Origin of the sequence: Amycolatopsis sp. NPDC051071 (assembly GCF_040682875.1) — a bacterium.
GTDB lineage: Bacteria > Actinomycetota > Actinomycetes > Mycobacteriales > Pseudonocardiaceae > Amycolatopsis.
Genome location: NZ_JBFBBY010000007.1, coordinates 21,637 through 44,642, shown reverse-complemented (window position 1 = coordinate 44,642; position 23,006 = coordinate 21,637). Strand labels below are relative to the sequence as shown.

22 protein-coding genes are annotated in these 23,006 nt (G+C 68.9%); 13 read left to right on the top strand and 9 right to left on the bottom strand.

What is annotated here, in order from left to right; translation table 11 throughout:
• Positions 1-59: 59 nt before the first annotated feature.
• Positions 60-1,235, top strand: coding sequence for an ROK family transcriptional regulator (locus tag AB0M65_RS04040; RefSeq protein ID WP_364021017.1), 1,176 nt, complete (start codon positions 60-62; stop codon positions 1,233-1,235).
• Here the strand turns inward: AB0M65_RS04040 and AB0M65_RS04035 are convergent.
• The 3 genes from AB0M65_RS04035 to AB0M65_RS04025 all read right to left on the bottom strand — a co-directional run bounded on the left by AB0M65_RS04035 (position 1,192) and on the right by AB0M65_RS04025 (position 3,041).
• On the bottom strand, positions 1,192-1,653 hold the full coding sequence (locus tag AB0M65_RS04035) for a hypothetical protein (protein WP_364021014.1): 462 nt from the start codon (positions 1,651-1,653) through the stop codon (positions 1,192-1,194). The genes AB0M65_RS04040 and AB0M65_RS04035 overlap by 44 nt on opposite strands.
• Before the next feature lie 113 nt (positions 1,654-1,766).
• On the bottom strand, positions 1,767-2,204 hold the full coding sequence (locus tag AB0M65_RS04030; protein ID WP_364021011.1) for a hypothetical protein: 438 nt from the start codon (positions 2,202-2,204) through the stop codon (positions 1,767-1,769).
• A 321-nt stretch (positions 2,205-2,525) separates the two neighbouring features.
• A complete protein-coding gene (locus AB0M65_RS04025; RefSeq protein WP_364021178.1) occupies positions 2,526-3,041 on the bottom strand; it encodes an Lrp/AsnC family transcriptional regulator in 516 nt (171 codons plus the stop codon).
• A 135-nt stretch (positions 3,042-3,176) separates the two neighbouring features.
• On the opposite strand from AB0M65_RS04025, the gene pdhA reads away from it, so the two are divergent.
• The 6 genes from pdhA to AB0M65_RS03995 all read left to right on the top strand — a co-directional run bounded on the left by pdhA (position 3,177) and on the right by AB0M65_RS03995 (position 8,971).
• Positions 3,177-4,274, top strand: a complete 1,098-nt coding sequence (gene pdhA / locus AB0M65_RS04020; RefSeq protein WP_364021008.1) for a pyruvate dehydrogenase (acetyl-transferring) E1 component subunit alpha — start codon at positions 3,177-3,179, stop codon at positions 4,272-4,274.
• Positions 4,274-5,272, top strand: a complete 999-nt coding sequence (locus AB0M65_RS04015; RefSeq protein ID WP_364021005.1) for an alpha-ketoacid dehydrogenase subunit beta — start codon at positions 4,274-4,276, stop codon at positions 5,270-5,272. The genes pdhA and AB0M65_RS04015 overlap by 1 nt, the downstream gene beginning before the upstream one ends.
• Complete coding sequence (locus AB0M65_RS04010) at positions 5,265-6,455, top strand: dihydrolipoamide acetyltransferase family protein (protein ID WP_364021002.1); 1,191 nt, start codon at positions 5,265-5,267, stop codon at positions 6,453-6,455. The genes AB0M65_RS04015 and AB0M65_RS04010 overlap by 8 nt, the downstream gene beginning before the upstream one ends.
• Before the next feature lie 76 nt (positions 6,456-6,531).
• On the top strand, positions 6,532-7,821 hold the full coding sequence (locus AB0M65_RS04005) for an MFS transporter (RefSeq protein WP_364020999.1): 1,290 nt from the start codon (positions 6,532-6,534) through the stop codon (positions 7,819-7,821).
• Positions 7,754-8,101 carry a VOC family protein gene (locus AB0M65_RS04000; RefSeq protein ID WP_364020996.1) on the top strand — a complete coding sequence of 116 codons (348 nt, stop codon included), beginning with the start codon at positions 7,754-7,756 and terminating at the stop codon, positions 8,099-8,101. The genes AB0M65_RS04005 and AB0M65_RS04000 overlap by 68 nt, the downstream gene beginning before the upstream one ends.
• Positions 8,102-8,206: 105 nt before the next feature.
• Positions 8,207-8,971, top strand: coding sequence for a PE-PPE domain-containing protein (locus AB0M65_RS03995; protein WP_364020993.1), 765 nt, complete (start codon positions 8,207-8,209; stop codon positions 8,969-8,971).
• Between the two features lie 98 nt (positions 8,972-9,069).
• On the opposite strand, the gene fusA is transcribed toward AB0M65_RS03995, so the two are convergent.
• Complete coding sequence (gene fusA, locus AB0M65_RS03990; RefSeq protein WP_364020990.1) at positions 9,070-11,109, bottom strand: elongation factor G; 2,040 nt, start codon at positions 11,107-11,109, stop codon at positions 9,070-9,072.
• A gap of 399 nt (positions 11,110-11,508) precedes the next feature.
• On the opposite strand from fusA, the gene AB0M65_RS03985 reads away from it, so the two are divergent.
• The 5 genes from AB0M65_RS03985 (at position 11,509) to AB0M65_RS03965 (ending at position 16,032) form a co-directional block, all read left to right on the top strand.
• A complete protein-coding gene (locus AB0M65_RS03985) occupies positions 11,509-12,528 on the top strand; it encodes a sigma-70 family RNA polymerase sigma factor (protein ID WP_364020987.1) in 1,020 nt (339 codons plus the stop codon).
• Between the two features lie 81 nt (positions 12,529-12,609).
• Positions 12,610-14,025 (top strand): MFS transporter, encoded by a 1,416-nt coding sequence (locus AB0M65_RS03980; RefSeq protein WP_364020985.1) that lies wholly within the window; start codon positions 12,610-12,612, stop codon positions 14,023-14,025.
• Positions 14,022-14,765 carry an isocitrate lyase/phosphoenolpyruvate mutase family protein gene (locus AB0M65_RS03975; protein WP_364020982.1) on the top strand — a complete coding sequence of 248 codons (744 nt, stop codon included), beginning with the start codon at positions 14,022-14,024 and terminating at the stop codon, positions 14,763-14,765. Before AB0M65_RS03980 ends, AB0M65_RS03975 begins: the two co-directional genes overlap by 4 nt.
• 178 nt (positions 14,766-14,943) lie before the next feature.
• Complete coding sequence (locus tag AB0M65_RS03970; RefSeq protein WP_364020979.1) at positions 14,944-15,438, top strand: hypothetical protein; 495 nt, start codon at positions 14,944-14,946, stop codon at positions 15,436-15,438.
• 216 nt (positions 15,439-15,654) lie between these two features.
• The gene (locus AB0M65_RS03965; RefSeq protein WP_364020976.1) at positions 15,655-16,032 is read left to right on the top strand and encodes a DUF5997 family protein; all 378 of its coding nucleotides are present in this window, start codon (positions 15,655-15,657) and stop codon (positions 16,030-16,032) included.
• Between the two features lie 19 nt (positions 16,033-16,051).
• On the opposite strand, the gene AB0M65_RS03960 is transcribed toward AB0M65_RS03965, so the two are convergent.
• From AB0M65_RS03960 to AB0M65_RS03940, 5 genes are all read right to left on the bottom strand, one after another.
• Positions 16,052-16,822 carry a LysR family substrate-binding domain-containing protein gene (locus tag AB0M65_RS03960; RefSeq protein WP_364020973.1) on the bottom strand — a complete coding sequence of 257 codons (771 nt, stop codon included), beginning with the start codon at positions 16,820-16,822 and terminating at the stop codon, positions 16,052-16,054.
• A 400-nt stretch (positions 16,823-17,222) separates the two neighbouring features.
• Positions 17,223-18,215 (bottom strand): ABC transporter permease, encoded by a 993-nt coding sequence (locus AB0M65_RS03955; protein WP_364020970.1) that lies wholly within the window; start codon positions 18,213-18,215, stop codon positions 17,223-17,225.
• Positions 18,212-19,204, bottom strand: a complete 993-nt coding sequence (locus AB0M65_RS03950; protein WP_364020967.1) for an ABC transporter permease — start codon at positions 19,202-19,204, stop codon at positions 18,212-18,214. The genes AB0M65_RS03955 and AB0M65_RS03950 overlap by 4 nt, the downstream gene beginning before the upstream one ends.
• Positions 19,197-20,675 carry a sugar ABC transporter ATP-binding protein gene (locus AB0M65_RS03945; protein ID WP_364020964.1) on the bottom strand — a complete coding sequence of 493 codons (1,479 nt, stop codon included), beginning with the start codon at positions 20,673-20,675 and terminating at the stop codon, positions 19,197-19,199. Before AB0M65_RS03945 ends, AB0M65_RS03950 begins: the two co-directional genes overlap by 8 nt.
• 2 nt (positions 20,676-20,677) lie before the next feature.
• Complete coding sequence (locus AB0M65_RS03940; protein WP_364020961.1) at positions 20,678-21,745, bottom strand: ABC transporter substrate-binding protein; 1,068 nt, start codon at positions 21,743-21,745, stop codon at positions 20,678-20,680.
• 172 nt (positions 21,746-21,917) lie between these two features.
• Between AB0M65_RS03940 and AB0M65_RS03935 the strand changes: the two genes are divergently transcribed.
• The gene (locus AB0M65_RS03935) at positions 21,918-22,916 is read left to right on the top strand and encodes a LacI family DNA-binding transcriptional regulator (protein WP_364020959.1); all 999 of its coding nucleotides are present in this window, start codon (positions 21,918-21,920) and stop codon (positions 22,914-22,916) included.
• Positions 22,917-23,006 lie beyond the last annotated feature (90 nt).

The following is a 23,006-nucleotide window of genomic DNA, read 5'->3' as shown; positions in this document are numbered from 1 at the left end:
GACGGGCACCCGGCCGGGTCAAGGCTTTCGTTCAGGCATCGAACGAATACAATCGCGCGATGATCGGCACACGCCCGGCGGGACAGCACACCGTGCGACAGCACAACTCCGCCCTCGTCCTCGGCGCGATCGCGGACGGGCCCGGAACGTCACGAGCGGGGCTTTCCACCGCGACCGGGCTGACGAAGGCCACCGTGTCGAGCGTCGTCGACAGGCTGATCGCCGCGGATTTGGTGGCCGAAGGCGAGCCGGAACAACGGGTCGGCCCCGGGCGGCGCGGCACCGTCGTCTCCCTCTCCCCCAGTGGACCGCACGGGCTCGGCATCGAGATCGGCGTCGACTACCTGGCGTCCTGCCTTGTCGATTTGAACGGCACCGTCCGGTTCGAGGAAGTCCGCTACGCCGACAACCGGACGCCGCAGGTTTTCCACCGCGTGTCGGCGTTCCTGCGCAAGGCACGGAAGCGGGCGGAGGCGCTGGGCGTCTCCGTCTGCGGTGTCGGCGTCGCCGTTCCGGGCCTGGTCGAATCCGGACTTGTCCGGCTGGCACCCAACCTTGGCTGGCGCGACGTCGATCTCGCGGACCGGCTCGGCGAAGCTTTCACCGTCGGCAACGAAGCGAACTTCGCCGCGCTCGCCGAACTCTGGCACGGCACGGCGCTGCCCGATTTCGTCCACGTGTCCGGGGAGATCGGGATCGGCGCGGGGATCGTGCTGGAGCGCGCCCTGTTCGAAGGCGTGCGCGGCGCGGGCGGCGAGATCGGCCATCTGCCCGTGGCGCCGGGCGGACCGCCGTGCTCCTGCGGCGCGAACGGCTGCCTGGAACGGATGGCGGGCCAGGAGGAGATCCTGCGGCTTTCCGGTGCCGCGACCGTGGACGACCTCGTGTCCGCGCTGGAATCCGGATCCGGCGCGGCCCTTTCCGCGGTGTCCACCGCCGCGGGTCACCTAGGCGTCGGACTGTCCACTGTGGTCAATCTGATGGACGTCCCGGCCGTGGTGCTCGGCGGAACCTACGCCCGGCTCGAACCTTGGCTGCGTGAACCACTTCTCGCCGAACTGGAGCGCCGCGTGCCCAGCACGGCGTGGTCGCCCGTGCGGATCCTGCGTTCGCCGCTCGGCACCGGCGCCGCCGTGCGCGGTGCGGCCGGATCCGTGATCCGCGGCGTCCTCGCGGATCCCGAGCACTATCTCACGACTCACTGGCCATCCGATCGGGACGCTCGGGGTCGGTGACCCCTGGCAACGACGGCTCGATCGCCTGCGCACGCTCCTCGATGTCCGCACGCTGGACGCGCCGGGCGTACGCGATCAGTTCGTCACGATCCGCATGCGGGAGCCAACCCTGCTCGCAGCCGGTTTCCAGCCGCACGAGGTACCGGACCAGTTCGACCGACTCGGCGCCGAAGTCCCGCATACGACGGGTCAGCAGCTCGGCCGCGCCGAGGTAACCGTTGTTCCAGGCGTGCACCGCCAGCAACTGGGCGGTCGCCGCCATGATGTCGCCGAGGTGGAACCCGCCCTCGGCGGCGAGGTGCCCGGCCAGCCGGAAACTGCGTCTGCCCTCACCGACCGGCCCCTCCGCGCGAATTGCTTCGAGCAGCGCCCCGATCTGTCGCGTCAGGTAGTCCTGACCCGCGCCCTCCACCGTCACCGCATTCCTCCACCCAGTCGCCGCGATCGTAGGGAGGTGTCAAGAGGGAGTACGGCAGATACCGCGAATGCCGAACCGTTATCACCCGAATGGACTTGACGGCGCTGGCTCCGTCAACAGGGCCCCACCGCCCCCGTCTCGCCCGCGGCACACCACCCCGGATGCTGTCGCAGCCACTTGTCGCGCTCCGTCTCGACGTCCCGCCGCGTCATCCCTCGCGCCGCGTTGACGCAACCACCTGTCTGGCACTTGATGTTCGTCCCCGGCTCGTAGCACTGGTTCTCATCCTTGCGGCAGGCCGCCTCGCGCTGCTCGGCCTGGATCCGCTTGTCCTTGGTCTTGGTCGTGACGGACGCCTTGGTCGTGGTGGGCGCGGCCGGGGTCGAGGTGGCGACGACCGTCGTGGTCGCCTCTGTGGTCGGCGTGACGGTCGTCGGCTCCGCGCTGGCCGTGACCGTGACAGGCGGGCGCGCCGGCGGTTCCGGAGCCGCGCAACCCATCGCTCCGAAGAAGAACACGACGGCCGACATCATGAGCAGTACGCGAGCCATGATTCCTCCGCCTCCACCGTCGTGGTCGCCTGTATTCGGCGTGAGAGCGGAAGGCGTTACACCTACGGCGCCCACATCGCTCATGCGTTCTCTCCACGGATCCCGGAAGCCTGAGGGCGAAGCATTTTGAGGGGTAAGCCAAAGGTTGCGTGGTAGGTGGTCGGTCCGGAGGAAGCTGTCCGCGTCTATGAAGGATTTGGGACGGTGAGTGTCCCAAATCCTTCATAGACAAGGCCGAGCATCACTCACGACCCCCATTGCGAACCGCACATGCGGGACTGTGTGGATTCTGGCTCGTCCAACGCGTCAAAATCCACACGGTCACCGGCTGCGGTCCGGAGGAACCGGGCACTGATCGCGCGCGCCGGACGCGGCGCCTGCCTGCTCTTCGAAGATCAGCCAGGTCCGCGTGGAGCGCACGCCGTCCAGTGCCTGCAGGCGTTCCAGGACGACGTCCCGCAGCGACGCGTTGTCCGGCGTCCGCACCAGCAGCAGGATGTCGAAGTCGCCGCCGACCAGTGACACATGCTCGACGTACGGGATCTCCCGCAGTTCGGCGGACATCGTGCGCCATGACGTCTGCTCGACGGTGATCAAGATGTACGCGCTCGTCCCCAATCCGGCCCGCCGCGGGTCGATCCGGGCGCCGAAGCCGGTGATGACGCCTTCGGACATCAGCCGGTCCAGCCTCGCGTAGGCGTTGGTGCGCGAGATGTGCAGCCGTTCCGCCAGCGCGCGGACGGCGATCCTGCCGTCCGCGGTGAGCTCGGCGAGGATGGCACGGTCGATGTCGTCCAGGGCAAGGACCGTTCGTCCCGGATGCGAACCGTGAGCCACGCCACTTGAGGACGTCTGGCCTGGCTGAACCGATTCTGAAGACAGTTTGTCGCTCATTTCGCCTGCCTCTTGAACACTGGGACTCCAGAAACGACCATCTCAGCATCATATGTCTGCGAAAGGTGGTGCTGCGTCATGCCGCGGGAGACTCCTGCCGCCGCGTTGCTGCCGTCCCCGGTCCCGGTGCGATTCCTCGCCGAGGACGGCACACGCGTCGACGAACACGGCGGCTACACCGAGCCGCCCGCCGAGCGGCTTGTCGAGGCGTACCGGCTGATGGTGCTGGGCCGCCGGTTCGACGTCCAGGCGACCGCGCTCACCAAACAGGGCCGGCTCGCGGTCTACCCGTCGAGTGCGGGCCAAGAGGCCTGCCAGGTCGCGAGCGCGCTGACGCTCACCGAGGCCGACTGGCTCTTCCCCACCTATCGCGACTCGGTCGCACTGGTCGCCCGCGGCCTCGAACCGGGCGAGATCCTGACGCTGCTCCGCGGCGACGCGCACTGCGGTTACGACCCCGCCAAGACTCGCGTCGCTCCTCAGTGCACACCGCTGGCGACCCAGACCTTGCACGCGGCCGGGCTCGCGCACGCGATGCGACGCCGCGGCGAAGAGGCCGTCGCGTTCGCGCTGATCGGTGACGGCGCCACGAGCGAGGGCGACTTCCACGAGGCGCTCAACTTCGCGGCCGTTTTCAAGGCGCCTGCGGTCTTTTTCGTGCAGAACAACGGTTTCGCGATCTCGGTGCCGTTCGAGAAGCAGAGCGCCGCGCCCGCGCTGGCCTACAAGGGCGTCGGTTATGGCGTCCGGTCGGAGCAGGTCGACGGCAACGACGCGGTCGCCGTGCTTTCGGTGCTGGACGACGCCGTCGCACACGCGCGGGCCGGTCGCGGGCCGGTGCTGGTCGAGGCCCACACCTACCGGATCGACGCCCACACCAACGCCGACGACGCGACCCGCTACCGGGACTCGGCCGAGGTCGAGAAGTGGCGGGCGGCCGACCCGGTCCGCCGCCTGGAGACCTATCTGACGAACGAGAACCTGTTGTCCGAACAGGACATCGAACGTTTCCATGCCGAGGCCGAGACCTTCGCGGCCGGCGTGCGCGACACCCTCAACGCCGACGTCGAGCCCGACCCGCTCTCCCTGTTCGAGCACGTCTACGCCGAGCCGACCCGTCACCTGGCCGCCCAGCGCGCCCAGGTCGCCGCCGAACTCGAAGCACTGGAGGCCTGATGACCGAGATCTCGATGGCGCAGGCCCTCAACGCCGCCCTGCGCGACGCCGTCAAGGACGATGACCGCGTGCTGATCTTCGGCGAGGACGTCGGCCCGCTCGGCGGCGTCTTCCGGGTGACCGATGGCATCACCGCCGACTTCGGTGAAGACCGCTGTTTCGACACACCGCTGGCCGAGTCCGGCATCGTCGGCTTCGCGGTCGGCATGGCGATGGGTGGTTTCCGGCCGGTGGTCGAAATGCAGTTCGACGCCTTCGCCTACCCCGCGTTCGAGCAGATCACCTCGCACGTCGCGAAACTCCGGAACCGCACCCGTGGCGCCCTTTCGCTGTCGATGGTCATCCGCATCCCGTACGCCGGCGGGATCGGCGGAGTCGAGCACCACTGCGATTCGAGCGAGGCTTACTACACCCACACCCCCGGCCTCCGCGTCGTCACGCCCGGCACCCCGCAGGACGCCTACGACCTCCTGCGGGACTCGATCGACTCACCGGATCCGGTGATCTTCCTCGAACCCAAATGCCGGTACTGGGCCAAGGAGTCCGTCTCGTTCACCCGCGACGGCGCGGCCATGGACCGCGCGGTCGTGCGCCGCGAAGGCAAGGACGTCACGCTGATCGCCTACGGCCCGATGCTCGCCACCGCCTTGGAGACCGCGGAGGCCGCGACCGCCGAGGGCTGGGACGTCGAGGTCGTCGACCTGCGTTCCCTGAACCCGTTCGACGACGAGACCGTCACCGCCTCGGTGCGACGCACCGGACGCGCTGTCGTCGTCCACGAAGCCGCCGGATTCGGCGGCTACGGTGCCGAGGTGGTCGCGCGGGTGACCGAGCAGTGCTTCCACCAGTTGCACGCGCCCGTGCTGCGGGTCACCGGGCTCGACATCCCTTACCCGCCACCGAAACTGGAACGTCACCAGCTGCCGGACGTCGACCGGATCCTGGACACCATCGCCCGCCTGCAGTGGAACGACGAACCGGCGGTGGCCGGTGCCTGACTTCCTGCTCCCGGACCTCGGCGAGGGACTGACCGAGGCCTCCATCGTGAACTGGCTCGTCGCGGAGGGCGACACTGTCGACGTCGACCAGCCGGTCGTCGAGGTCGAGACCGCGAAGGCCGCCGTCGAGGTGCCCGTGCCGTTCGCCGGCGTCGTCACCCGCCTCCACGGCGAGCCCGGCCAGTCGCTGCCGGTCGGGGCTCCCCTGCTCACCATCGGCCCCGGGTTCACCGAGCCCGGCGTGACGACCGCGAGCGAGGGCAGCGGCAACGTCCTCATCGGCTACGGGACCACGACCACGACACGGCGCCGCCGGACGCGTACCGCCGTCGTCACCACTCCCGGGAAGCCGTCGAAGGCGCCGGGCGTGATCTCGCCGTTCGTCCGCAAGATGGCCGTCGACAACAAGATCGACCTGACGAAGCTCACCGGGAGCGGGCCCGGCGGCATCATCCGGCGTGCCGACGTCGAGGCCGTGCTGACCGCCGTCCCCGCACCGCGTGACGGCGAGACACGCATCCCGCTGACCGGGATTCGCAAAGCCGTCGCCGACAAGCTGACGGCCTCCCGGCGTCAGATCCCCGAGGCCACGGTGTGGGTCGACGTCGACGCCACCGAACTCGTCGCGGCGAGGAAGTCCCTCAACGCTTCCGTGCCGGATCGCCCGGTGAGTCTTCTCGGCCTGATCGCCCGGTTCACCGTCGCGGGCCTGAAAAAGTACCCCGAGCTGAACTCCCGGGTCGAGGGCGACGAGATCGTCCAGCTGCGGGACATCAACCTCGGGTTCGCGGCGCAGACCGACCGCGGTCTCGTCGTGCCGGTCGTCCGCGACGCGGGTTCACTGTCCACAAGGGAGCTTTCGGCCGCGATCGGCGAACGGGCCGCACAGGCGCGGGAAGGCAAACCCGGCCCGGCGGGTGGCACGTTCACGGTGAACAACTACGGCGTGTTCGGGGTGGACGGCTCCGCCGCGATCATCAACCACCCGGAGGCGGCGATCCTCGGTATCGGCCGGATCATCGATCGCGCTTGGGTCGTCGACGGCGCGCTCGTCCCTCGGAAGGTCTGTGAGCTGACGCTGGCGTTCGACCACCGGGTGTGCGACGGCGGGACCGCCGGTGGCTTCCTGCGGTTCGTCGCCGACTGCGTCGAATCGCCGGTGACCGCGCTCGGAGACCTTTAGGGCGTACAACCCGTGGTTGTGACCCGGCAACGACCCGTTGTTCGACTTGGGAGCCGCGGCTTGCTTTGATCTCGCGGTGGGTGGGAGATCGCTGGGGCGACGATTCGGATGGTTATGGGCCGCGTACGCGGCGAGCGCGTTCGGCACGAGGTTCGCGTTCGACGCGTTCAGCCTCATCGCCATCGTCGTGCTCGGCGCGGGCGCGACCGAGGTCTCGCTGCTCGCGGCGGCCGGTCTCGTGGTCGGGGCGGTGGTCGCGCTGCCACTCGGGCCGTGGGTGGAGTTCCGCCGCAAACGGCCCGTGATGATCGGGATGGACCTGATCCGGTTCGGGGCGCTGCTGACCATCCCGGTGACGTACGCGCTGGGGTGGCTCGGTTTCGGCCAGCTTCTCGCCGTGTCGGTCGTCGTCGCCGCGGCCGACATCACGTTCATGGCCGCGAGCGGCGCCTTCCTGAAAACACTGCTGCCGAGGGAGGACCTGCTCGTCGCGAACGCCCGGTTCGAATCCACCACCTGGACCGCGACCGTACTCGGACCGCCACTCGGCGGGTTCGCCGTCGGCTTGTTCGGGCCGGTGACGACGATCGCCGCCGACGCGGTCAGCTACCTGCTGTCCGCCATCGGGATCCGGGCCGTCGGCGGCTCCGAACCGACACCCGCGCGGCCGGACGGCCCCCGGCTGAGCGGCCGCGACCTGCGCGAAGGGTGGCGTTTCATCCTCACCCACCCGTTGCTGCGCCCCTTGTTCACGAACACGATCGTGGTCAGCGGCCTGATCATGGCGACCGCGCCGCTGCTGGCCGTCATGATGCTCGGCCAGCTCGGCTTCACACCGTGGGAGTACGCGCTCGCCTTCGCCATCCCCTGCCTCGGCGGGCTGATCGGGGCACGTCTGTCCCGCCGGGTGGTCCCCCGGTTCGGACGGGAGAAGGTCCTGCTCGTCGCGGGTACGTTGCGTGTCTGCTGGCCGGTCGGCCTGGTGTTCATCCATCCCGGGGTTTCGGGTCTGGTGCTGGTCGTCGTCGTGGAATTCGCCTTGATCACCTGCATCGGCGTGTTCAACCCGGTGCTCGCCACCACCAGGCTCGAACAGGTGCCCTTCGACCGGGCGGCCCGCACGTTGTCCGCCTGGTCGATCGCCGGCAAGCTCACCACCGCGGCCTTGACCGCGCTGTGGGGCCTGCTCGCCGCCGTCGTCGGGCCCCGGACCGCGGTCGGGATCGCCGGGGTGCTCATCCTGGCGACGCCGCTCCTGCTGCCCTGGAAACGTCGTATCGCTGTGCCAGGATCAGCGCATGACGATCACGCGGGTGGTTCCGAATCTGGAAAGCAAGTCGCTGGAGCAGGCGAAAGCGTTCTATGAGCGAGTGCTCGGCTTCGAGGTGGTGATGGACCACGGCTGGATCGTGACACTGGCCGATCCAGCGCGGCCCGCGGTCCAGCTGAGCCTGATGACGCATGACGAGACAGGTCCCGTCGTGCCGGTGGCCTCGATCCAGGTCGAGGACGTCGACGCGGCGTACGCGGAGGCGAAGGCGTCCGGTGCGGAGATCGTGCACGAACTGACCGACGAACCGTGGGGCGTGCGGCGGTTCTTCGTCCGCGACCCCGACGGCCATGTCGTGAACGTGCTCTCGCATTGAGGTGTTCAGCCCAGCGCGTTGGGCCTGACGGCGGGTTTCATCAAAATTTCATGACGCATCCCTAACGTTCCGACACGCACCGTAGTCGAACGAAGGGACAGTGATGTGAAGAAACTCAGGGGGGTCCTGCTGGCGGCCGCGCTGGCCACCGGGCTGATCGGCGCCGTCGCGCCCGCCGCCCAGGCCGACCAAGCGCGCTACTACATCCTCATCGGCGGCACCTGCGACGGTGCCGCGACCGTGTACAACGACGCCTGGTTGCGGGGCGGGATCCGGAAGGTGGTCCACTACCCGGCCGGTGCCGCCGGGCTGCCCAACTGCGACCAGACCCCGATGGACCAGAGTGTCGCGCGTGGGCACGAAGAGGCTCGTCGCGTGGTGCAGAGCTCGTTCGCCGAGAACCCGGGCGCGGAGTTCACCGTCGTCGGCTACTCGCAGGGCGCACTGGTCGCGAACCGCGTGCTGAACGACATCGCCGACGGGAACCTTGGCGTGGACAAGTCCCGGTTCAGCGCGAAGATCTTCGCGGATCCAATGCAGCCGGTCGGTCCGCCGGGACGCGGGATCAGCGCGGTACTCCCGCCGGGCACCGGGGCGCCGTCGCCGTTCGGCGGCTACGTCTCGTTCGGCCCGGGCCGCACCGATTTCGGCGGCATCCCGTTCATCCGCTACTGCATCGAGACCGATGGCGTCTGCCACTTCGACACGTTCGAAGCTCCGGGCGGGTACTACGCGCAGCACTGGTGCTACCAGTGGGCGCGTCCCGCGGACAATCGCTCGATCATGGAAGACACGATCGCGGACGGCGTGTACACCAACGGAACGCAGCCGCTGCCGCGGCAGAACTGCCGTCCGCCTCATCCGGCGTGACGGGCTGAAGACGGCCGCCGTCCCGGTGCCCGATCGCCGGGACGGCGGCGGTTCGGGCGATGGCCCGCCCACCACGTGGTGGGCGGGCCATCGTCGTACTACCGGACCACTTGCGACTCCGGTGCCGGGGCGTATCCGGTCGGCCGGGCGGTGAACGTGCCCCGGCCTTGCGTGCGGCTCCGCAGCCGGGTCGCGTAGCCGAACAGTTCGGCCAGCGGCACGGTCGCGGTGACCACGGTCGTGCCCGCGCGCGTCGTCGAACCCAGCACGCGGCCGCGCCGGGCGGCGAGGTCACCGAGTACCACGCCGACCACGCTTTCCGGCACGGTGACCGTGACCTCGACGACCGGCTCCAGCAGCGTCATCACACCGGCACGCAACGCCTCGCGGAGCGCGAACCGGCCTGCCGTGCGGAACGCCATCTCCGACGAGTCCTTCGAATGGGTGGCCCCGTCGGACAGCGTCACGCGTACGCCGGTCACCGGATGCCCGCCGAGCGGTCCCTCGGCCAGCGCGTCCCGGCAGCCCGCTTCGACCGCGCGGACGTACTCCTGCGGCACCCGGCCACCGACCACAGTGGACCGGAAGTCGAACTCCCCTTCCGCCAAGGGTTCCGTGTCGATGACGACGTGGGCGAACTGCCCGGCGCCGCCGTCCTGTTTGACATGCCGGTAGACGAAACCGGACACGCCTCGGGCCACCGTCTCGCGATAGGCCACGCGAGGCCGTCCGACGCCGACGTCCAGCCCGTGGTCGCGGCGGATCTTCTCCACCGCCACCTCCAGATGCAGTTCGCCCATCCCCGAAAGCAGGGTCTGGCCGGTCTCGCGATCGGTCCGGATCACCAGCGACGGATCCTCCTCGATCAGCCGCGCCAGTGCCGAGAGCAGGCGCTCGGTGTCGGTACCCGTGCGTGCCTCGACAGCGACCGACACCACCGGATCGGCGACGACGGGCGGTTCGAGCAGGAGCGGAGCCGACGGCGTGCACAGGGTCGCACCGGGGCGGGCCGACTTCAGCCCGACCACCGCGACGATGTCGCCCGCGATGGCACTGTCCACCCGGGTATGCCGGTCCGCCTGGACCCGCAGGATGCGGCCGACGCGTTCGGTGCGCCCGGTACCCACGTCCATCACCGCCTCCGAAGTCCGGATCGTGCCCGAATACACCCGCAGGTACGTCAGCCGCCCGGTGGCGGTCGCGTTCACCTTGAACACCAGCGCCGCGAACGGCGCCGACGGATCGGCGGGCCGCTCCTGTGCCGTGCCCTCGTACTCACCTCGTACCGGTGGGACATCCGACGGCGAAGGCAAGTAGGCCACCACGGCTTCCAGCAACGGCTCGACACCGCGGTCGCGGTAGGCCGAACCACACAGCACCACGACGCCGTCGCCGGTCCGGGTCAGCTCGCGCAGCGCCGAGGCCAGCGTCTCCGCCGAGACCGTCGACGTCTCGCAGAACTCCTCCAGCGCCGCCGGGTGGAGTTCCGCCACCGCTTCGTCGAGCAGCCCGCGTCGCCGGTTCGCTTCGTCCACAAGGGACTCCGGAACCGGCCCTTCCTCGGCCGTTTCGGCACCGTCGGCCCAGACGAGCGACCGCATGCGGAGCAGGTCGACGACACCGACGAAGCCGTCTTCCGCCCCGATCGGCAACTGGACCACCAGCGGACGCGGATGCAGCCGCTCCCGGATGGACTCCACCGCCGCGTCCAGATCGGCGCCGGCGCGGTCGAGTTTGTTGACGAACGCGATCCGCGGTACGCGGTGCCGGTCGGCCTGCCGCCATACCGATTCGCTCTGCGGTTCGACCCCGGCGACGCCGTCGAACACCGCGATCGCGCCGTCGAGGACACGCAGCGACCGCTCGACCTCGTCGGAGAAGTCGACGTGGCCGGGGGTGTCGATCAGGTTGACGCGATGGCCGTCCCAAGTGCAGCTGACGGCGGCGGCGAAAATGGTGATACCACGGTCGCGCTCCTGGGAATCGAAATCGGTCACGGTCGTGCCGTCGTGCACCTCACCCCGTTTGTAGGTGGTGCCGGTGACGTACAGGATCCGTTCGGTGAGGGTGGTCTTGCCCGCGTCGACGTGGGCGAGGATGCCGAGGTTGCGGACGTTGGACAGCGGGAAGGTGCGCATGGCGCGGGCCTTTCGGGTGATCTCCGGAAACTCCGACGGGCGCGATTCCGGCGAACGCGAACAAACGCCTTTTCCGTTGCTGTACAACGGAAAAAGCGGCGCGAAAAGTTCAGGCGTCCGTCACGGGTTCCGGTGCGAGCCGCGCGGCAGGCACCGGGTAGCCGGAGACACCAGGATCACCTCGTAACGAGCAGAGGGGACGACGACGGCGTGGTGATGACGCACGGTCCTTGTCCTCTCCTCGTCGTGGTGTGGTTCGTGGGGAGTGTAGCCACTCCGAAATGGACCGGGAACCGGTTTTCCGCGAAAAACCGGAGGAGACTCGGCGAGGGCCGACCAGTTTCCGGCATCGGCGGTGTCAGTACCTCCGAGAAGGACCACTGGAGGAAGGAGCCGGGTATGCGGGTGGACGAGCTGCTGACGCTGGCGAAGGCCGGTGACGACGAGGCGTTCCGCGACCTCGTCACGCCGTACCGCCGTGAGCTGCAGGTGCACTGCTACCGCATCCTCGGCTCGGTGCAGGACGCCGAGGACCTGCTGCAGGAGACCTTGCTGGCGGCGTGGCGCGGGATCGGCGCGTACGAGGAACGCGCGTCCGTGCGGACCTGGCTGTATCGGATCGCGACCAACCGCTGCCTCAACGCGCTGCGGGCGGACGGCCGCCGCCCGCGGGAGCACGCGGCCTACCGATCGGAGGTCCCGTTGCCCGAGCCGTCACGCCGCCGCCCGGAACCGAGCTGGCTGGAGCCTTACCCCGATCTCCTGCTCGACGAGATCGCCGACCAGGTCCCCGGCCCGGAAGCCCGCTACGAGGCCAGGGAGTCGATCTCGCTGGCGTTCCTCGCGGCGCTGCAGCAACTGCCGCCGAAGCAACGGGCGGTACTCGTCCTGCGGGACGTCCTGGGGTTCCGCGCCGCCGAGGTGGCGGGAATCCTCGACACCAGCGAGAACGCCGTGACCAGCGCGCTCAACCGGGCACGCACCGCGCTGGCCAAGGAGATGCCGGACGGCGGCAGGGAGACCGCTCCCCTGCCGGATTCACCGCGCGAACGCCGGATCGTCGACGAGTTCACTCATGCTTTCGAGGCCGGTGACGTCGAGGCCATCGTGGCCCTGCTGACCGACGACGCGTGGCTGACCATGCCACCGCTTCCGCTGGAGTACCAGGGGCCGGACGCCGTCGGGCACTTCCTGGCCACGGTCGCCCTCCGCGACGGCCGCCGGTATTCGCTGATCCCGACCCGCGCGAACGGGCAGCCCGCGTTCGGCTGCTATCTCCGCGATCCGCGGACGCCGATCTGCCACGCGCACGGGGTCCTCGTGCTGGAACTCGCGGGCGACCGGATCACCGCGGTGACCCGGTTCCTGGACAACTCGTTGCTGACCGCGTTCGGGCTGCCCCGCTCGCTGCGCGGCTGATCCCTTCCTCCCACCGAAGCCACGCCCGGCCGGGCGGGTGCCCCGGTCATGCCCGAAAACACTTCCACCCAAGGAGAAAACTTGACGCCCAAACAGGTATGGGTACTGGGGCTCGCCTCACTGGCGTCGTTCATGATGGCGCTGGACAGCCAAGTCGTCACGACGGCGCTGGGGACGATCCGGCGGGATCTGGCCGCCTCGATCGAAGAACTCGAATGGACGGTCAACTCCTACAATCTGACCTTCGCGGTCCTGCTGCTGACCGGCGCGGCACTCGGTGACCGGTTCGGCCGCCGCAGGATCTTCGTCACCGGGCTCGTGGTGTTCACCCTGGCCTCGGTGGCGTGCGCGCTGTCCGCGGACATCGGGACGCTGATCGCGGCGCGGGCGGTGCAGGGCGCGGGTGCCGCGATGGTGCTGCCGCTTTCGCTCACCCTGATCAGCGCGATCTTCCCGCCGGAGCGGCGGGGCAAGGCGATGGGGCTCTATCTCGGGCTCACCGGCGTGGCGACGTTCAGCGGCCCGTTCATCGGCGGCGCGATCGCCGAAGGGCTGGCCTGGCAAGGGATTTTCTGGCTCAACCTGCCGATCGGCGTGGTCGCCGTGCTGCTCACGCTCCGGCGCGTCGACGAGAGCGCCGGCCCGAACATCCGGCTCGACCAGGTCGGCGTCGTCCTGGTGACGCTGGGTTCGCTCGGCCTCGTCTGGGGCCTGGTCCGCGGGAATCTCGCGGGCTGGGGCAGCGCGGAGGTGCTGGGCGCGCTGATTCTCGGCGTCGTGCTCGTGATTGCCTTCGTGTTCTGGGAACGCCACAGTGAAGCGCCGATGCTGCCGATGCGGTTCTTCCGGCTACGGGCGTTCGCCACGGCCAACGCGGCGAACTTCTGCGTTTTCGCCTCGCTGTACGGCACGTTGTTCTTCCTGCCGCAGTATTTCCAGATCGCGCAGGGGTCCGGGCCGTTCGGGGCAGGCCTGCGCATGATGCCGTGGACAGCGACGCTGATGATCTGCGCGCCGATCGCCGGAAGGCTGGCGGACAAGTACAGCGCACGCACGTTCGTGGCCGCCGGCCTGCTGCTCCAGACCATCGGCATGAGCTGGATCGTCTTCGTCGCCGGTCCCGGTACGAGCTACCCGGCCCTCCTGCCTGGCCTGATCCTCAGCGGTGTCGGGGTCACCTCGGCCATGCCCGCCGCGCAGCGGTCGGTCGTCGCGGCCGTCCTGCCACCCGAAATCGGCAAGGCGTCGGGCGTGTTCATGATGTTGCGGATCTTCGGCGGGGTGTTCGGCGTGGCGGTCACCGTCGCCGTCTTCTCCGGTGCCGGAAGCCATGTCTCGGCGGCGGAATTCGGCGACGGCTTCACCGCGGCGATGGCCGCTGTCGTCGCGTTCGCGTTCACCGGCATGCTGGTCGCACTGGGTATGCCGGGCAGGCGACCGGCCGACGCACCGCGGGCCCCCGTCTTGTCCGGTACCGATCGAGGAGGAGACCGATGACCGATCTGACGGCAAGAGCCGAAACACTGCGTGGTCTGCACAGTGGGGAGATGCTGGTACTGCCGAACGTCTGGGACGCGGCGAGCGCCGAGGTCGTGGCGGAGGCGGGATTCCCCGCGATCGCCACCGCCAGCGCCGCCGTCTCGGCGATGCTCGGCTTTCCCGACGGCGAAGGCGCGCCGTGGCAGGAGATGTTCGCGGCGGCGGGCCGGGTCGCTCACGCGGTCTCCGTGCCGGTCACGGTGGACGCGGAGGCGGGTTACGGCCTGGCACCACGGGAATTCGTGGACCGGCTGCTGGAGACCGGCGCCGTCGGCTGCAATTTGGAGGACACCGATCACCGGGGAGGCGGACTGGTCGACGCGGACGAACACGCTCAGCGGCTCGCGGACATCCGGGCCGCGGCGGCGGACGCGGGCGTCCAGATCGTCGTCAACGCCCGCGTCGATGCCTTCCTCGGCGACGCCGGGATTCCCGAACCCGACCGGCTCGCCGAAACCATCCGGCGCGGGCGGCTCTATCGCGACGCCGGTGCCGATTGCGTGTACCCGATCGGCGTGCGCGGCAAGGAAGACCTCGCCGCATTGGTCATCGAACTCGCGTGTCCGGTGAACGGCAACACCGGCGGGGACCTGGACCTGGCCACACTCCGGGAACTCGGCGTGGCCAGGGTTTCCTACGGTCCCCGCTTTTATCGCGCGGCGCTGGCGGATTTCAAGTCCGCGATCGAGAAGCTGTAGATCCGGGTGCCCGGGCCGCTTCCGGTCCGGGCACTCGCACGGCTGTCAAGCGACATCAGGATGGTCTCTCGCAAAACTTCTTCGGACTAAAATTCGTCCCACCATTGTCCGCGCGGGATCGGGCTGGTTAAGGTCGTTTCGATAAGTGGACTAGACCACCCGATGCCGGGAGGCGACGATGCCCCTCGACGAACAGCAGACCTGGGCTTTACTCCGGGAGCTGGACGAACCCGACCATTGGGAGGTACCACACGACTTCGACAGACCGGCCTCGCGGGCACGATTCGAGCGGCTCGCCGACCGGCTGAACCTGCGGTTCGGCTGTTCGTGCTCGGTGGATCGCCGAGTGCAGGACGCCAGCCACCTCGGCAGGATCGTGATCCCGGCGAGCGCGACCTCGGCACCAGACCATCTGACGGTCACCGTCAGCAACTTCGGCGGTCTCACGGCGGTGACACTGGGAAATCCCGGCAGCTACGACGAGGACGAGGAGCGGGAGCTTTTCCCGCTCCAGGACCGAAGACGGATCGAAGACGAGCTGGAAGCACTCGGCTACCTGCCCGTCTCCGAACATCCGCTGTGGACGAAGTACACCGGGATCAGCGGTTTCGACGCCCTCTACCCGGCCGAGCGCCCACCGTCCTGGTGGGACCGCTTCTTCGACTACCTCTGAGCGCTGCTCGGGCTCGTGGGCACGAGGGCTTTCACGACGGTTTGCGCGCAGTTCCTGCTGATCGCGCTACTTGGTCCACCTGAACCGGAACGACCCGGCGCTGCTGGTGCACCGGCGGGCTCGGCGGCGTCACCCTCCCGGCCAAGAGCGCGTGACCGGGACCGCCGATCACCGGGCGTGATCGGCGGCGTCCGAGGCGCTCGTTACCCTGAGAGGATGACGTCGCAGAAAACCCCTCAAACCATGAAGCCCGCGACAGCGGCGAAGAAGCTGGGTGTGTACCTCGAAGCCACTCCGGCGGAGTTCCAGGAGGGTGTCGTCTCCCGCGACGAGCTGAACACACTGCAGTCCGACCCGCCCGAATGGCTGCGGGACCTGCGCCGCAACGGGCCGCACCCGCGTCCGGTCATCGCGGCGAAGCTGGGTATCTCCATCAGCGGCCTGGCGCGAGGCGGGATCACCGGCGCTCTCACCACCGAGCAGATCGACGCGGTCAAGACTGACGACCCCGACTGGTTGAAGCGGGAGCGGGAGTCCCTGGCCGAGGTCCGCAAGGAAGAGGCGCGGGTCAAGGCCGCTCGCAGCGAGGACTGACCGACGGCTGAGACACGCCCTAGGACCGGCGGCGGGGCTTCCCGCGTTTGCCGCCCTTCGGGGCGCCCTTGGGAGCGCCACGCCGCTGCGTCCGGCCGGTCGCCTGGGCTTTACGACCACCGGCTTCGGAGCGCTTCGCCGGGGCCTGTTTCTCCGTGGTCTGCTTTTCGGGAGTCTGCCGGCGTCCTCGTGTGCTGTTGACGGTCCGGCCCCGGACGACGCCGATGAACTGTTCCATCAGGTCGGTGGTTTCGTCCTCCGGCCAGGACAGCGCGACGCCGGACTCCGGCGCGCCGGAGACCGGCCGGAAGGTGAGATCGCGGCGGTGGTGCAGGCGCGCGAGGGACTGCGGGACCACGAGGAGCCCGACCCCCGCGGCGACTAGCTCGACGGCGTCCGCGGTGGTGGCCGGGCGCTCCAGCGCGGGCTTGCCCGGCAGCTCAGCCCAGTCCAGCGTGTCGTCGAGCGGATGCAGCACGATGTCGTCGGCGAGGTCGTCGACCGAGACCTCGTCGGCGGCGGCGACCAGGTGGTCCTTGGGGACGACGACCACGGTCGTCTCGGTGTAGAGCGGGATCGCGTGCAGGCCGGTCCGGTCGATCGGGAGGCGCAGCAGCACCGCGTCCACCTCGCCGTCGCGGGCCAGCGTCGCGGCGTCGGCGGGACTCGTTTGAACAAGTTCGAGCGGGACGCCGGGCGACCGCTCGTTCCAGATCCGCACCCACTTCGAGGGCGTCACGCCGGGGACGTACGCGAGCTTGAAGGTGAGAGGTACGTCCGGGCCGGTCATGGAGCCAAGATTACCGGGAGTATCGAAGGCGGCGACCGGCGACCGACGAGGCCGGGTTCTCGTGAGTGATTCGGGTCGTTAGAGCAATCCGCTCTTGAGCACTTACGCGTCACCTGCGGCGTTGCTCGCGTGTAAGTACAGGAAGGCCCCCTTCCTTGCGCCTAGGTACAGGAAGGGGGCCTTCCTGTACTGGGGAAGGTGTGAAGGTCGAGTTTCTTCGGCTGAGCCGAGGGAAGGGGTCCTTCACGCGCCGCCGTGGTGACTGGTGGTGCTGCGGGGGCTCGTGATGGCCTAGCGGGACGGGCGCGGCTTGGGCGACGGGGACCAGTGTCGTCGCGGCGGTCAGCAAACCTGCCAGGACACACAGGGCGCGTGCGGTTCTTCGATGCGTGCGAGCTCCCTATCTCCGGGTGGTCGTGCGGGCCAGCGACCGCTGCAGAACAACGACCACCAGCAGGAACGCGCCGCTGACCACCGATTGGTAGTTGCTGTCGAGAGTTCCTATCTGGTTGATGACGTTCTGGATGACCGTTCGGATGCCCACTCCGATGACCGTTCCGAGAATCGTGCCCATCCCGCCGGTGAGCAGGGTGCCCCCGATGACGACGACGGAGATGGCGTCCAGTTCGAGGCCGACCCCGATGACCGTGACACCGGATTGCAGATAGGCCGCGGTGAGCGCGCCCGCGAGTCCGGCAAGGACACCACTCATGACGTAGACGGTGACCTTGGCGCGCACGACCGGCAGCCCCATCAGCTTCGCGGACTGCTCCGAGCCGCCGGTCGCGAACACCGACTGCCCGAACCGGGTCCGCCGCAGCATGAGCCCGCCGACCAGGCAGAGAGCCGCCGCGATGAACACCGGATAGCCGAAACCGAAAAGCGTGCCGCGGCCGAGTTCGACGAACGCCTCACCCTCCGGGATCTTGTACGTCGTCGCCCCCTCGGTGGTGATCGCGAGCAGCAGCCCACGCGCGAAAAGCAGCGTCGCCAGCGTGACGATGAACGGCGCCATCCCGGTTTTCGCGACGAGCAGCCCGTTGATCAGCCCGATCAGACCGCATACCGCCAGCGGGAGCAGCAACGCGACAAGGAATCCCCACTGCGACCCGTAGGCCGCGAGAACGCCGCCGAGCGCGTACACCGAACCCACCGACAGATCGATGCCGCCGGTGATGATCACGAACGTCATCCCGAGCGCGATGATCGCGAGGAAGGAGCTTTGCAACGCGATGTCGCGCAGGTTGTCGAGGCTGCCGAAGCGCGGGAACAGCAGCCACGCCACCGCGACCATGAGCACCAGCGCGATCGCCGCGCCCTGTTTCTGCAGTACCCCGGTCATCAGCTCACGCCGGGTGGAGTCCTGACCGGCCAGTGTGGGCGCCGCGGTCATCGGCTGCTCCGTTCCCGTGCGACGTATACCGCGCCGACGATGATCGCGGCCTGGATCATCTGCGCGGTCGAATCCGGCAGGTTGTGCTTGATGAGGGTGGCGCGGACGAGCTGCATGAGCAGGACACCCATCACCGTGCCGAGGACGCGGACGCGCCCGCCGGTCAGCGGGGTCCCGCCGACGACGACCGCGGTGATCGCGGACAGTTCCATCAGCAGCCCGGCGTCCGCTGGGTCGCCGGCGCCGAGACGCGCTGTCGAAAGCACCCCGGCCAGTGCCGCGAGCAGCCCGCAGATCGCGTAGACGCCGATGAGGACGCGGTTCACCGGCAGCCCGGCCAGCACACTCGCCCGCCGGTTGCCGCCGATGGCGACCAGCCGCCTGCCGAACGCCGTCTTCCCGACCAGCGCCGCCACCAGCACGGCGAGGACGGCGGCGATGAGCACGCTCACCGGGATCCCGAGCACCTCGCCGGTGCCCAGCGCCAGGAACGCCGGATCACGCAGCTGGATGAGCCGGCCGTCGGCGAGCACGAGCGCGAGACCACGTCCGCCGACCAGTAACGCGAGGGTGGCGACGATCGGCTGAATCCCGACTTTGGCCACGAGGACGCCGTTGAACGCGCCGGCGGCGAGCCCGGCCGCGAGCGCGATGGCCACCGCGGGCAGCGTCCCCGCCCCGAGGTACAGCGGGACGAGCGCGGCCGAGAGCGCCATCACCGCGCCCACCGACAGGTCGACGCCCTCGGTGCCGATCACCAGCGCCATCCCGAGCGCGACCACCAGTACCGGTGCCGCCTGGATGAGCTGGGTGCGGAAGTTGCCGACGGTCAGGAAGTTCGCCGTGAAAGCGATGTTGAACAGCACCAGCGCGACGACGGCGACGTACACGCCGTACTCCTGCAGCCAGCGCGCCACCCGGGTCCGGTCCACCGTTTTCCCCGTGTCCGTGCTTCCCGGATCCTCTGTTCTTTGCCGCGTACTAGTCATCGGTCTCACCGCCCGAAGCGATCGCGGCCAGCACGTGGTCCTGGGTCAGGCTCTCCCCCGCCAGTTCCCCGACCACCGCGCCGTCCTTGAGCACCAGTAGCCGATCCGCGCCGTCGAGAAGCTCCTCCATCTCCGACGAGATCAGCAGGACGGCCAGCCCGTCGCGGGCGAGTTCGTCGATCAGCGCCTGTACCTCCGCCTTGGCGCCGACGTCGATGCCCCGCGTCGGCTCGTCGAGCAGCAGCACCTTGGGTTCGGTGCACAGCCACCGGGCGAGCAGCACCTTCTGCTGATTACCGCCGGAGAGTTCCGCGACCTTTTGATCGGGACTGGACACCTTGATGCGCAGGCGTTCGATGAACGTGTCGACGATCCGGTCCTGCCGGGCCCGGCTGACCAGGCCGAAGCGGGACAACTTCGGCAACGCGGCGAGCACGACGTTCTCCCGTACCGAAAGATGCGGGATGATCCCCTCGGTCTTGCGGTCCTCGGCGAGCATGCTGACCCCCGCGCGCATCGCCGCCGCCACATTCCCTTGCGGGACGCTTTTTCCGCCGACGAGCACGGTGCCGCCGGACAAGGGGAGGTCGCCGATGATGGCCCGCGCGGTTTCGGTCCGGCCGGAGCCGAGCAACCCGGCGAGCCCGACGATCTCGCCGGGTTTGATCGACACCGAGACGTCGGAGACCCGGTTCCCGCTGGTGAGGTTTTCCGCGCGCAGCACCGGTTCCCGGCCTGCCTCGTGATCGCCCTCGAAGGCCGTCGCACCGTGGGACCGGATGTCGCCGACACTGCGGCCGAGCATCATCGACACCAGTTCCAGCCTCGGCAGGTCGGCCAACGGTCCAGTGTGGACACGCTTGCCGTCACGCAAAACCGTGACACGGTCGCAGATCCGGTACAGCTCGTCCATCCGGTGGCTGACGTACACGATCGCGATCCCGCGTTCGTGCAGCCTGCCGATGACCTCGAACAGCGTCTCGACCTCACGTGGTTCCAAAGAGGACGTCGGCTCGTCCATGATCACGACGTCGGCGTCGACCGACACCGCCCGCGCCAGCGCGACCATCTGCTGTGCGCCGACGCCGAGTGTCCCGAGTGGACGGCGGACGTCGGCGTCGATGCCGTAGTCCGCCAGCAAAGCCGCCGCGTCGGAGTTCATCCGCGCCCAGTCGACCAGCCCGAACCGCTTCCTCGGCTCGCGGCCGAGGTACACATTGCTCGCCACGCTCATCAGCGGGATGAGATTGACCTCCTGGTAGATCGTGGAGATCGCGCCCCGCGCGTGGATCGTGCCGGAGTCCGGCCGGTGCACGCCGGTGAGCACCTTGATCAGCGTCGACTTGCCGGCGCCGTTCTCACCCACCAGCGCGTGCACCTCGCCCGGCCGCAGCGCGAACGACACGTCGTCGAGCGCGCGCACCCCGGCGAACGTCTTCGTCACACCTTCGACCTCGAGAACCGGTTCCATCGTCAGTACGCGTTCGGAAGCTTCTGCGCGGCGTTCGCCGAGTCGTACTGGTCGTCGGAGATCACCACGGTCGGCGGGATCTCCTTGCCTGCGGCGAAGTCCGCGAGCGTGGAGAAGGCGAGCGGGCCGAAGCGCGGGTTGGACTCGATCACCGCGTTGTAGCTGCCGTCGGCGATGAGCTGGACGGCGTTGCGGGTGCCGTCGATCGACACGACCTTGACGTCCTTGCCCGGCGTCTTGCCCGCGGCCTTCAGCGCGGTGACCGCCCCAATGCCCATCTCGTCGTTCTCGGCGTAGACGGCGGTGATCTCGGGGTTGCTCTGGATCAGCTGCTCCATCACCGTCTGGCCCTTGGAGCGATCGAACTCGCCGGTCTGCTCGGCGACGATCGAGATACCCATGGTCGCGGCGATCTCGTCCTTGAAACCCTTGGTGCGGTCGGTGGTCACGTTGTTGCCCGACGCGCCGAGCAGAATCGCGACCTTGCCGCTGCCGCCCGTCGCCTTCACCATCTCCTGCGCCGCGCGCTTGCCCTGCTCGACGAAGTTCGACCCGATGAAGGTCAGGTAGTCGGAGCACGGCTGCGAAGTCACCTTGCGGTCGATCGTGATGACCGGGACCTTTTTGGCCTTCGCCGCGTCGAGGGCGGGCTGCAGGCCGTCGGAGTTGAGCGGCGCCACGATGAGCAGCTGCGCGCCCCGGTCGAGCAGCGACTTGATGTCACTGACCTGCTTGTTGAGATCGCTCTGCGCGTTGGTGACCAGGAGTTTGTCCGACGGGACACCGAGTTTCGCCGCTTCGTCCTTGATGGACTGCGTCTCGGCGATCCGGAACGGGTTCGCCTCCTTCTCCGACTGGGAGAAGCCGATGACCGCGTTCTTCACGTCCACCTGCGGGTAGCCGGTCTTCTCGCGGGCGCATCCCGGCCCGGCGGCCTGGCTGGGCGCCGCCGAAGCGGCCGGTCCCGCCCCCGACGGGGCGGATTGCTGGGTCTCGCGGCTGGTGCAGGCCGTCAGCGCGAGCGCGAGGCCGGCCACCAGGAGCAGGGTGCGGCGGATGGGCAGGGACATCGATCGCTCCTCGGGGAAGTCGAGCACACGGGTCGGCGGTGACCCATGTCACTCATCAGGACGATGCCAGATTTACATCGTTGGTACAACGTTGTAAATCCGCCGTTCGCGCGGTTAGGCTGTGCCGGATCTATGCCGGATCTGTGCCGGAGCACTGCAGAGGGGAGCGAGGGTGGCCACGCTCAAGGACGTCGCCAAGCTGGCGGGCGTCTCGGTCAAAACCGTGTCGAACGTGGTCAACGGCTACGACTTCGTGAAGCCGGAGAACCGGCGGCGCGTCGAGGAGGCGCTGGCGTCGACCGGCTACCGGCCCAATCTCGGGGCACGGAACCTCCGCCGCGGCCGCACCGGATTCCTCGGGCTGATGCTTCCCGAACTGAGCATCCCGTACTTCGGCGAGCTCGCGGGTCTGGTGCTGCAGGCAGCGCAGGAGCACGAGTGGAACGTCCTCATCGAGCAGACGTTGGGCACCAGGGAGCGGGAGCACAACGCGTTGTCCGCGCTGGGCCCGCATCTGATCGACGGCGCAATCATCAGCCCGGAAGCGTTGCATACCAACGACTTTGGCGACTTGGCACCGGGCGTGCCGCTGGTGATGCTCGGCGAGCACGTCGTCGACGTCCCGATAGACCACGTCGGCATCGACAACGTCCAGGCCGCCCGCATCGCGGTGCGGCACCTGCTCTCGCTGGGCCGCCGCCGGATCGCGGCGATCGGCGCGCACCCCCAGCGGCATACGGCCGCGCAACGACTCGAGGGCTACCACTCCGCACTACAGGAGGCGGGCCTGGCGCCCATTCCGGACCTCGTCCTGCCCGCGTTGCGTTACCACCGCGCCAACGGTGCCGAGGCGATGGCGCATTTGCTCGCGCTGCCGGAACCACCCGACGCGGTGTTCTGCTTCAACGACCTCCTGGCCATCGGCGCACTGCGTGCCGCCGCCGAACGGGGCGTTCGGGTGCCGTCGGATATGGCGATCGTCGGTTTCGACAACAACGAGGAGAGCGCGTACAGCCTTCCCTCGCTGACGACGATCGCACCCGACAAGGCCGCGATCGCCCGCGCGGCCGTCGATTTGTTGCGGCGGCGCATCGCCGGCGGGAGCGACCTCGAACCCGAAGACGTCCAGACGCCCTTTTCCCTTGAGATCCGGAACAGCACCATCGCCTGACTCCGCAATTAGTCCTCTGGTTGCGGTCCTTGCACGCGCAACTACCGCAACCAGAGGACTAATTGCGGGAGTTGGCCGCGGCCTTCGGGA